Annotated in this window: 8 protein-coding genes; 7 read left to right on the forward strand and 1 reads right to left on the reverse strand. The window is 73.4% G+C overall.

Annotated elements, in window-relative coordinates; genetic code table 11:
• Positions 1-185: hypothetical protein (locus HGA02_RS20335; protein WP_210728154.1), on the reverse strand; the 185-nt coding region annotated here is incomplete at its 3' end.
• Positions 186-293: 108 nt separating this feature from the next.
• Here HGA02_RS20335 and HGA02_RS04335 point away from each other — a divergent pair.
• The 7 genes from HGA02_RS04335 to HGA02_RS04365 all read left to right on the forward strand — a co-directional run.
• Positions 294-2,039: an ABC transporter transmembrane domain-containing protein gene (locus tag HGA02_RS04335; RefSeq protein ID WP_168677932.1), complete on the forward strand. Its 1,746-nt coding sequence runs from the start codon at positions 294-296 to the stop codon at positions 2,037-2,039.
• Positions 2,036-4,054: an ABC transporter ATP-binding protein gene (locus tag HGA02_RS04340; RefSeq protein WP_425483026.1), complete on the forward strand. Its 2,019-nt coding sequence runs from the start codon at positions 2,036-2,038 to the stop codon at positions 4,052-4,054. Before HGA02_RS04335 ends, HGA02_RS04340 begins: the two co-directional genes overlap by 4 nt.
• Before the next feature lie 89 nt (positions 4,055-4,143).
• Positions 4,144-5,784: an SDR family NAD(P)-dependent oxidoreductase gene (locus HGA02_RS20760; RefSeq protein ID WP_246247416.1), complete on the forward strand. Its 1,641-nt coding sequence runs from the start codon at positions 4,144-4,146 to the stop codon at positions 5,782-5,784.
• 19 nt (positions 5,785-5,803) lie between these two features.
• Positions 5,804-7,369 carry a UDP-N-acetylmuramate dehydrogenase gene (locus HGA02_RS04350; protein WP_425483027.1) on the forward strand — a complete coding sequence of 522 codons (1,566 nt, stop codon included), beginning with the start codon at positions 5,804-5,806 and terminating at the stop codon, positions 7,367-7,369.
• 36 nt (positions 7,370-7,405) lie between these two features.
• The gene (locus tag HGA02_RS04355) at positions 7,406-8,185 is read left to right on the forward strand and encodes a CoA transferase subunit A (protein ID WP_168677935.1); all 780 of its coding nucleotides are present in this window, start codon (positions 7,406-7,408) and stop codon (positions 8,183-8,185) included.
• On the forward strand, positions 8,182-8,844 hold the full coding sequence (locus HGA02_RS04360) for a CoA transferase subunit B (RefSeq protein WP_168677937.1): 663 nt from the start codon (positions 8,182-8,184) through the stop codon (positions 8,842-8,844). The genes HGA02_RS04355 and HGA02_RS04360 overlap by 4 nt, the downstream gene beginning before the upstream one ends.
• The coding region (locus HGA02_RS04365) for a thiolase family protein (protein ID WP_484482041.1) at positions 8,841-9,667 on the forward strand (827 nt) is incomplete at its 3' end. The genes HGA02_RS04360 and HGA02_RS04365, both read left to right, overlap by 4 nt.

Here is a 9,667-nt window from a genome sequence, read left to right on the forward strand (position 1 = left end):
CGCCCGGGCGGCGGTGCGGTGCCGCCGCCGCTGCAGAAGCCGGCCACGCCGCCCGCCCCGGAGGAGCCGACCGCCTGACGGCCAGGCAGCCCCTGGTCGGACGACCAGCGCGGGACCGACCGCACCTCCCGAAGAGCCCCGTGGCAGCCGCCGCGGGGCTCTTCGCCTGCGGCGAACGCGGGCACGACACGGGCCCTTTGCCGTTGTCCGGGGCAAGCCGGGAGTTCTAGCGTCGCCAGAGCGGACGACGGTGCACGAGAGCCCGACCTCCGCCCGACCAGGGAGAAGGTCCCGTGCTCGTCACGCTCCTGCGCCACCACCTGAGGCCGTACCGCTCCGCCGTCGTCGCGGTCGTCGTCCTGCAGCTGGTCCAGACGCTCGCCACGCTCTACCTGCCCAGCCTCAACGCCCGCATCATCGACGACGGCGTCGCCACGGGCGACACGACGCAGATCCTCCGGCTCGGCGGCGTCATGCTCGCCGTGAGCCTCGTCCAGGTGGTGTGCGCGGTCGCCGCCGTCTACTTCGGCGCGAAGGCCGCGATGGCCTTCGGTCGCGACGTGCGCGGCCGGCTGTTCGGCCACGTGCAGACGTTCTCGGCGCAGGAGATCGGCCACTTCGGCGCCCCCACGCTCATCACGCGGACCACCAACGACGTGCAGCAGGTCCAGATGGTCGTGCTGTTCACGTTCACGCTCATGATCGTCGCGCCGATCATGCTGGTCGGCGGTGTCGTCATGGCGCTGCAGGAGGACGTCGGCCTGTCCGGGATCCTGCTGTTCGCCGTCCCGGTGCTCGCGGCCGTCATCGCGGCGATCGTCGTGCGGATGGTGCCGTACTTCCGGTCCATGCAGAAGCGCATCGACGCGATCAACCGCGTGCTGCGCGAGCAGATCACGGGCATCCGCGTCGTGCGGGCGTTCGTCCGCGAGGAGCGCGAGTCGCAGCGGTTCGCCGCCGCGAACACCGACCTGTTCGACACGTCGCTGCGTGTCGGCCGGCTCATGGCACTGATGTTCCCGGCCGTCATGCTCGTGCTCAACGTCACGAGCGTCGGGGTGCTGTGGTTCGGCGGGCAGCGCGTCGACGCGGGGGAGATGCAGATCGGGGCGCTCACCGCGTTCCTGTCCTACATCGCCTACATCCTGGTCGCGGTCATGATGTCGACGATGATGTTCGTGATGTTCCCGCGGGCCGTGGTGTCCGCGGAGCGCATCGGCGAGGTGCTGTCGACGACGACGAGCGTCGAGCCGCCGGCGAAGCCCGTCGGGCTCCCGGTCGGTCCGACGTCGCGGCCCGGGCTGGTCGAGCTGCGCGGCGTGGAGTTCCGGTACCCGGGGGCGGAGCAGGCGGTCCTGCACGGCGTCGACCTGGTCGCCGAGCCCGGGCGGACGACCGCGATCATCGGCTCGACCGGCTCCGGCAAGACGACGCTGCTCAACCTCGTCCCGCGCCTGTTCGACGCGACGGGCGGTGCCGTCCTGCTCGACGGCGTCGACGTCCGCGACCTCGACCCGGACGTGCTGTGGACGCAGATCGGGCTCGTCCCGCAAAAGCCGTACCTGTTCTCGGGCACCGTGCGCAGCAACCTCGAGTTCGGGCGGCCCGGTGCGACCGACGACGAGCTGTGGCACGCGCTCGAGGTCGCGCAGGCGCGCGGGTTCGTCGAGGAGCTGGCCGAGGGCCTCGACGCGCCCATCAGCCAGGGCGGCACGAACGTCTCGGGCGGTCAGCGACAACGGCTCGCCATCGCCCGGGCACTGGTCAGACGCCCGCACGTCTACCTGTTCGACGACTCGTTCTCGGCCCTCGACTACGCGACCGACGCGGCCCTGCGCGCCGCGCTCGTCCCCGAGACACGCGACGCGACCGTCCTCGTCGTCGCGCAGCGGGTCGCGACCATCCGCCACGCCGACCGCATCGTCGTGCTCGAGGAGGGCGCCGTCGTCGGCGTCGGCACCCACCACGAGCTGCTCGAGACGTCGGAGACGTACCGCGAGATCGTCTACTCGCAGGTCAGCGCGGAGGACGCGGCGTGAGCGAGCAGGAGCGTCCCGCGCCCACCGCCGACCCGGCGGTCCCCACGGCCCGTCCCGGGCAGGCCGTCGCCGTGCCGCGCCGGCCCCCGCGCGGCGGTCCCGGCCCGATGGGCGGCATGGGCATGCCCGGCGAGAAGTCGATGGACTTCCGCGGCTCCGGCCGGCGGTTCCTCACCGAGCTGCGGCCCGAGCGTGTCCCGCTCGTCGCGGTGATCGTGCTCGGGGTCGCGTCCGTCGTGCTCGCGGTCATCGGCCCCAAGCTGCTGGGCAACGCGACCAACCTCATCTTCGACGGCTGGATCGGCGGTCAGCTGCCCGCAGGCCTCACCAAGCAGCAGGCCATCGACGGCCTGCGCGCCGAGGGCCAGGGCCAGGTCGCCGACATGCTCCAGGGCACCGACGTCGTGCCCGGGCAGGGCGTCGACTTCACGCAGCTGCGCAACCTGCTGCTCGTCGTCGTGGTCATCTACGTCGGGTCGTTCCTGTTCGGCTGGCTGCAGGGCCGCATCACCGCGGGGGTCGTGCAGCGGACCGTCTACCGGCTGCGCGAGCGCGTCGAGCAGAAGCTGTCCCGTCTGCCCCTGTCGTACGTCGACGGCCAGCCGCGCGGCGAGCTGCTCAGCCGCGTCACCAACGACATCGACAACGTCGCGCAGTCCTTGCAGCAGACGCTGTCGCAGCTCATCACGTCCGTGCTCACGGTCGTCGGCGTGCTCGTCATGATGTTCTGGATCTCGCCGCTGCTCGCGGTCGTCGCGCTCGTCACCGTCCCGGCGTCGGTCATGGTGGCGGGCGCCATCGCGAAGCGGTCCCGCCCGCAGTTCATCGACCAGTGGGCGTGGACGGGCAAGCTCAACGCGCACATCGAGGAGATGTTCACCGGGCACGCGCTCGTGACCGTCTTCGGCCGCCAGCACGAGGCCGCGCAGACGTTCGACGAGCGCAACGAGGCGCTGTACCAGGCGTCGTTCAAGGCGCAGTACATCTCCGGGATCATCCAGCCCGCGCTCGGCTTCCTCGCGAACCTCAACTACCTCGTCGTCGCGGTCGTCGGCGGGCTGCGGGTCGCGTCGGGCGCCATGAGCATCGGCGACGTGCAGGCGTTCATCCAGTACAGCCGCCAGTTCACGCAGCCGATCACGCAGATCGCGTCCATGGCGAACCTGCTGCAGTCCGGCGTCGCGTCGGCCGAGCGCGTGTTCCAGCTGCTCGACGCACCCGAGCAGACGCCGGACCCGTCGCCCGCGGCCGTGCTCGACCGGCCGGTGCGCGGGCGCGTCACGTTCGAGCACGTCGCGTTCCGCTACGACCCCGACAAGCCCCTCATCGACGACCTGTCGATCGTCGCCGAGCCCGGCGCGACCGTCGCGATCGTCGGGCCCACCGGCGCGGGCAAGACGACGCTCGTCAACCTGCTCATGCGGTTCTACGACGCCGACTCCGGCCGCATCACGCTCGACGGCGTGGACACGCGCGACCTCACGCGCGACGATCTGCGCTCGCAGATGGGCATGGTGCTGCAGGACACGTGGCTGTTCGGCGGCACGCTCGCGGAGAACATCGCGTACGGCGTCGACTCCGCGACGCACGAGGAGATCGTCGCGGCCGCGCAGGCCACGCACGTCGACCGGTTCGTGCGGACGCTGCCCGACGGGTACGACACGAAGGTCGACGACGAGGGCGCCAACGTGTCCGCGGGGGAGAAGCAGCTGCTCACCATCGCGCGCGCGTTCCTCGCGGACCCGGCGATCCTCATCCTCGACGAGGCCACGTCGTCCGTGGACACCCGCACCGAGGTGCTCGTCCAGCAGGCGATGAACGCGCTGCGCGCCGGTCGGACGTCGTTCGTCATCGCGCACCGCCTGTCGACCATCCGCGACGCCGACACCATCCTCGTGATGGAGCACGGGTCGATCGTCGAGCAGGGGTCGCACGACGAGCTGCTGGCCGCGGACGGCGCGTACGCGCGGCTGTACGCGAGCCAGTTCGCGGCCGCGGTGACGGCGGACGAGTGAGCGCGGGTGCGGCGCCCGAGGCTCGGGGCGCCGCACCTGGACACCCGTTCCGGTGGCGCTCCGCGGAAGCGCGTGCCGACGATGGACCGATGACGGACCAGACCACCCCCCAGGACCCCCGCTCGCAGCAGCCCGGTGAGGAGGCCCAGGGCGCGGAGCAGATCCCGCACCCCGGCCTCACCGAGCAGATGGACCACCAGCCCGACCACGGCGAGACGTCGTACAAGGGCGCCGACCGGCTCGCGGGCAAGCGTGCGCTGATCACGGGCGCCGACTCCGGCATCGGCCGGGCGGTCGCGCTCGCGTTCGCCCGGGAGGGCGCCGACGTCGTGCTGTCCTACCTCCCCGAGGAGGAGGAGGACGCGAAGGAGACCGCTCGCCTCGTCGAGGAGGCCGGGCAACGCGCCGTGCACGCCCCCGGCGACATCCAGGACGAGCAGACGTGCGTCGAGCTCGTCGAGACGACCGTGCGCGAGCTCGGCGGGATCGACGTCCTCGTCAACAACGCGGCCTACCAGATGGCGCAGGAGGACGGCCTGCTCGGCATCACCACCGAGCAGCTCGACCGCGTCTTCAAGACGAACCTGTACGCGCTGTTCTGGATCACCAAGGCCGCGGTGCCGCACATGCAGCCCGGGTCGTCGATCATCAACACGAGCTCGATCCAGGCGCAGCAGCCGAGCCCGCCGCTGCTCGACTACGCGACGAGCAAGGCCGGCATCCTCAACGGCCTCGGCCTGACCGTCGCAGCGCTCGGCGTCGCGGCCGGGCAGGTCCCCGTCGTCGTCGTCGGCATGGTGCTCTACGGCGTCGGCACGGGCGTGTGGGACGCCGCGATGAACCTCGAGGGCGCCGCCGTCGAGCAGGAGCTCGGTCGCACCGTCATGCCGCGGTACCACGCCGGGTTCTCGTTCGGGACGGTCGGGGCGGCGGGCGTCTCCGCGCTCGCGGCGCTGCTGCACGTGCCGGTCGCGGTGCACGTGCCGATCGCGGTCACCGTGTCGGTCGTCGTCGTCGCGTTCGCCGTCCGCGCGTTCCTCCCCGCCGGGTCCGAGCACCCGCACGCCGCCACCGACGACTCCGCCCCGCGCGGCGCGCGCGGTGCGCTCGCGGCGTGGCTCGAGCCCCGCACGCTGCTCATCGGGCTCGTCGTGCTGGCCGCCGCGCTCACCGAGGGCTCCGCGAACGACTGGGTCAGCCTCGCGGTCGTCGACGGCTTCGACACCTCGCACGCGCTCGGCGCGCTCGCCTTCGGCGTCTTCGTGGGGGCCATGACGAGCATGCGCTGGTTCGGCACCGCGCTGCTCGACCGGTACGGCCGCGTCGTCGTGCTGCGGCTGTGCGCGGTGCTCGCGATCGTCGGCCTCCTCACGTTCGCCCTGGCCGGCCAGCTGTGGCTCGCCCTCGTCGGCGTCATCGCGTGGGGCGCCGGTGCCGCGCTCGGGTTCCCCGTCGGCATGAGCGCCGCCTCCGACGACCCGCTGCGTGCCGCCCCGCGCGTGAGCGTCGTGTCGACCATCGGCTACAGCGCGTTCCTCGCCGGTCCGCCGCTGCTCGGCCTGCTCGCGCAGCACGTCGGCTACCGCAACGCGCTGCTCGTGATCCTCGTCCCCGTCGTCCTGGGCCTGCTCGTCGTCAACGCGGCGGCGCCCCTGCCCCGCCCGTCGGCCGCGCAGGCGGGCGACGCCGTCGAGCCCGCCGACGCGAAGCGTCCCGACGCCGCGGTCTAGCCTGGGCGGCGTGCAGCACGTGACGACCCCGACGACGACCCCCGCCCTCGCCGAGCTCACGACCCTCCGGGTCGGCGGGCCGGCGGCGCGCTACGTCGAGACGACGACCGAGGCGGAGCTGATCGACGTCGTGCGCGCCGCGGACGACGCGGGCGAGCCGCTGCTCGTCGTCGGCGGCGGCTCCAACCTGCTCGTCGCCGACGCGGGCTTCGAGGGCGTCGTCGTGCGCGACGTGCGCACCGGCATCGACGTGCCCGACCACTCCGCGTGCGCGGGCGTGACGTACACCGTCCCGGCGGGCACGCCGTGGGACGAGGTCGTCGAGCACGCCGTGACGCACCGGCTGGTCGGCCTCGAAGCCCTGTCCGGCATCCCCGGCTCGACCGGCGCGACGCCCGTGCAGAACGTCGGCGCGTACGGGCAGGAGGTGTCCGAGACCATCGCGACCGTGCGGGTCTGGGACCGCAGCCGCGGCAAGGTCCGCACCCTCCCGCTCGTCGACCTGCGCTTCGGCTACCGCACGTCGCTGCTCAAGCGGTCGATGCGGCCGACCGCGGCCGACCCCGACGACCCGCGCGCACCGTGGGGCCCCACCCCGCGGTACGTCGTCCTCGACGTGACGTTCCAGCTGCGCCAGGGCACGCTCGCGCAGGCCGTGCGCTACCCGGAGCTCGCGCGCACGCTCGGCGTCGGCGTGGGGGAGCGGGCGCCGATCCTCGACGTGCGGGCCGCCGTGCTCCAGCTGCGCGGACGCAAGGGCATGGTGCTCGACGCCGCCGACCACGACACGTGGAGCGCCGGGTCGTTCTTCACCAACCCGATCCTCGGCACCGGCGACCGGTCGTCGTCCGCTGCCGCCCACGCGCGCCCGGCGACGCCCCCGTCGCAGGACGTCCGCGTCCCCGTCACGGGTGTCCGCAAGCAGACGGCGGCCGCGATGGTCGCGAGCGCGTTCACCGCCCCGCACGCGTCGGTGTTCCTCACGGTCGACGTCACGCCCACGACGGCGCTGCTCGCCGACCTGCGCGCGGACCGGGCGATGGACGGCCACCGTGTCACGCCCCTCGCGCTCGTCGCGAAGGCCGTGACGCTCGCCGTCCGCGACCACCCGGACCTCAACGCGCGCTGGGACGAGCCCGCGGGCGACATCGTCCGCCACGCGCACGTCGGCCTCGGCATCGCGGCCGCGACACCGCGCGGGCTGCTCGTCCCCGTCGTCCACGACGCCGACACGCTGCGCCTGCCGGACCTCGCCGACGCGCTCCGCGCCCTCACCGAGTCGGCCCGTGCGGGCACCACGACGCCCGCCGACCTGTCCGGCGGCACGCTCACCATCACCAACGTCGGCGTCTTCGGCGTGGACGGCGGCACGCCGATCCTCGTGCCCGGCCAGTCGGCGATCGTCGCGGTCGGGGCGGTCCGCCGGCAGCCGTGGGAGCACGAGGGCGCGGTCGCGCTGCGCGACGTGCTGACGCTCACGGTCTCGTTCGACCACCGCGTGGTCGACGGCGAGCAGGCCTCGCGCTTCGTGGCCGACGTCGGCCGCGTTCTGGCCCGGCCCGCGTCGGTGCTCGCGATGGTCTGACGCACGGGCACCGGCCCAGACGAAGGAAGGGGCACGATGGACAAGGTCGTCCGCTCGGCCGCCGACGCGGTGGCCGACATCCCCGACGGCGCGACGCTCGCCGTCGGCGGGTTCGGTCTGTGCGGCATCCCGAGCGTGCTGATCCGCGCGCTGCTCGACGCCGGCACGCAGGACCTCGAGGTCGTGAGCAACAACTGCGGCGTCGACGACTGGGGCCTCGGGCTGCTGCTCCAGGAGCGGCGGCTGCGGCGGGTCGTCGCGTCGTACGTCGGCGAGAACAAGGAATTCGCGCGGCAGTACCTCGCGGGCGAGCTCGAGGTCGAGCTGACGCCGCAGGGCACGCTCGCCGAGCGGCTGCGCGCGGGCGGCAGCGGCATCGCCGCGTTCTACACGCGCACCGGTGTCGGCACGCAGGTCGCCGAGGGGGGTCTGCCCTGGCGGTACGACGCCGACGGCGGCGTGGCCGTCGCGTCGCCGCCCAAGCCCGTCGAGCGGTTCACGGTGCGCGGCGAGGAGCACGAGTTCGTGCGCGAGGAGGCGATCACGGCGGACTTCGCGCTGGTCCGCGCCGCGGTGGGTGACCACGCGGGCAACCTCGTCTTCCACCGGTCGGCCAGGAACTTCAACCCGCTCTGCGCGGCCGCGGGGCGCGTCGCGATCGCCGAGGTCGAGCACCTGGTGCCCGTCGGCGAGCTCGACCCCGACGCGATCCACCTGCCGGGCGTCTTCGTGGACCGCGTGGTCCCGCTCACGCAGGCCGAGGTCGCGGACAAGCGCATCGAACGCCGGACGCTGCGGGCCGGAGGTGCGTCATGACGCTCTCGCGTGAGCAGATGGCGGCACGCGCCGCCCGCGAGCTGCCCGACGGCGCCTACGTCAACCTCGGCATCGGCCTGCCGACGCTCGTCCCGAACCACCTGCCGCCCGGCGTCGAGGTCGTGCTCCAGTCCGAGAACGGCGTGCTCGGCGTCGGCCCCTACCCCACCGACGACGAGGTCGACCCGGACCTCATCAACGCCGGCAAGGAGACGATCACGCTGTCGCCAGGCGCGTCGTTCTTCGACTCGGCGACGTCGTTCGGCATGATCCGCGGCGGCAAGGTCGACGTCGCCGTCCTCGGCGCGATGCAGGTCTCCGCCGGGGGCGACATCGCCAACTGGATGATCCCCGGGAAGATGGTCAAGGGCATGGGCGGCGCGATGGACCTCGTGCACGGTGCCCGCCGCATCGTCGTCCTGATGGAGCACGTCGCGCGCGACGGCTCCGCGAAGATCCTGCCGTCGTGCACCCTGCCCCTGACGGGCGTGGGTGTCGTCGACCGGATCATCACCGACCTCGCCGTCCTCGACGTGACCCCGGACGGCCTCGTGCTCCGCGAGTGCGCCCCCGGCGTCAGCGTGTCCGACGTCGTCGCCGCGACCTCCGCGGTCCCCCTGCTGACCAGCGACGACGTGCGGGAGATGGTGCTGACATGACCGGTCGCGACGCGGTGCTCGTCTCGTTCGCCCGCACGCCCATGACGCGCCTCGGCGGCGCGCAGTCCACCCTGACGGCCGCGACGCTGGGCGCCGCCGCGATCCGCGGAGCCGTCGAGCGCGCACGCATCCGTCCGACCGCCGTGGACGCCGTCCTCATGGGTCAGGTCGTCCTCGCGGGCTCGGGCCAGAACCCCGCCCGCCAGGCGGCGCACCTCGCCGGCCTGCCCTGGACGGTCCCGGCGACCACCGTGAACAAGGTGTGCCTCTCGGGCCTCACCGCGATCATCGACGCGGCCCGCCTGATCCGCTGCGACGAGGCCGACGTCGTCGTCGCGGGCGGCCAGGAGTCGATGAGCCTCGCGCCGCACCTGCTGCCCGGCTCCCGCCGCGGCTGGACCTACGGCGACATCACGGCCGTCGACTCGCTCGCCCGCGACGGGCTGACCGACGCCTTCGACGGCGAGTCCATGGGCGCGTCGACCGAGCGCGGCAACGCGGCCCTCGGCATCACGCGGTTCGCGCAGGACGAGGTCGCGCTCGCGAGCCACCTGCGCGCCGCCGCCGCCGTGACGTCGGGGGTGTTCGCGGAGGAGATCGTGCCGGTCCCCGTCCCGCAGCGCCGCGGCGACCCCGTCACCGTCGACGCCGACGAGGGCATCCGCCCGACGCGACGACGTACGCCGTCAGGTGGTCGGCCTCCCAGCGGAGCTGGAACGCGGCCGAGTCGTGCATCGGGAGCAGCGGCAGCCGGTCCCAGTCGGGAGCCGAGGTCGCGTCGTCGTCCAGCGGCACGGTGCCCTGGAAGACGTTCGCGGCCCGC

The organism is Cellulomonas septica, assembly GCF_012396155.1.
GTDB classification, from domain to species: Bacteria; Actinomycetota; Actinomycetes; order Actinomycetales; family Cellulomonadaceae; genus Cellulomonas; species Cellulomonas septica.

Coding starts and splice junctions, on each gene's coding strand:
- HGA02_RS20760 (WP_246247416.1), top strand. CDS start 4,144: ATGACGGACCAGACCACCCCCCAGGACCCCCGCTCGCAGCAGCCCGGT.
- HGA02_RS04355 (WP_168677935.1), top strand. CDS start 7,406: ATGGACAAGGTCGTCCGCTCGGCCGCCGACGCGGTGGCCGACATCCCC.
- HGA02_RS04360 (WP_168677937.1), top strand. CDS start 8,182: ATGACGCTCTCGCGTGAGCAGATGGCGGCACGCGCCGCCCGCGAGCTG.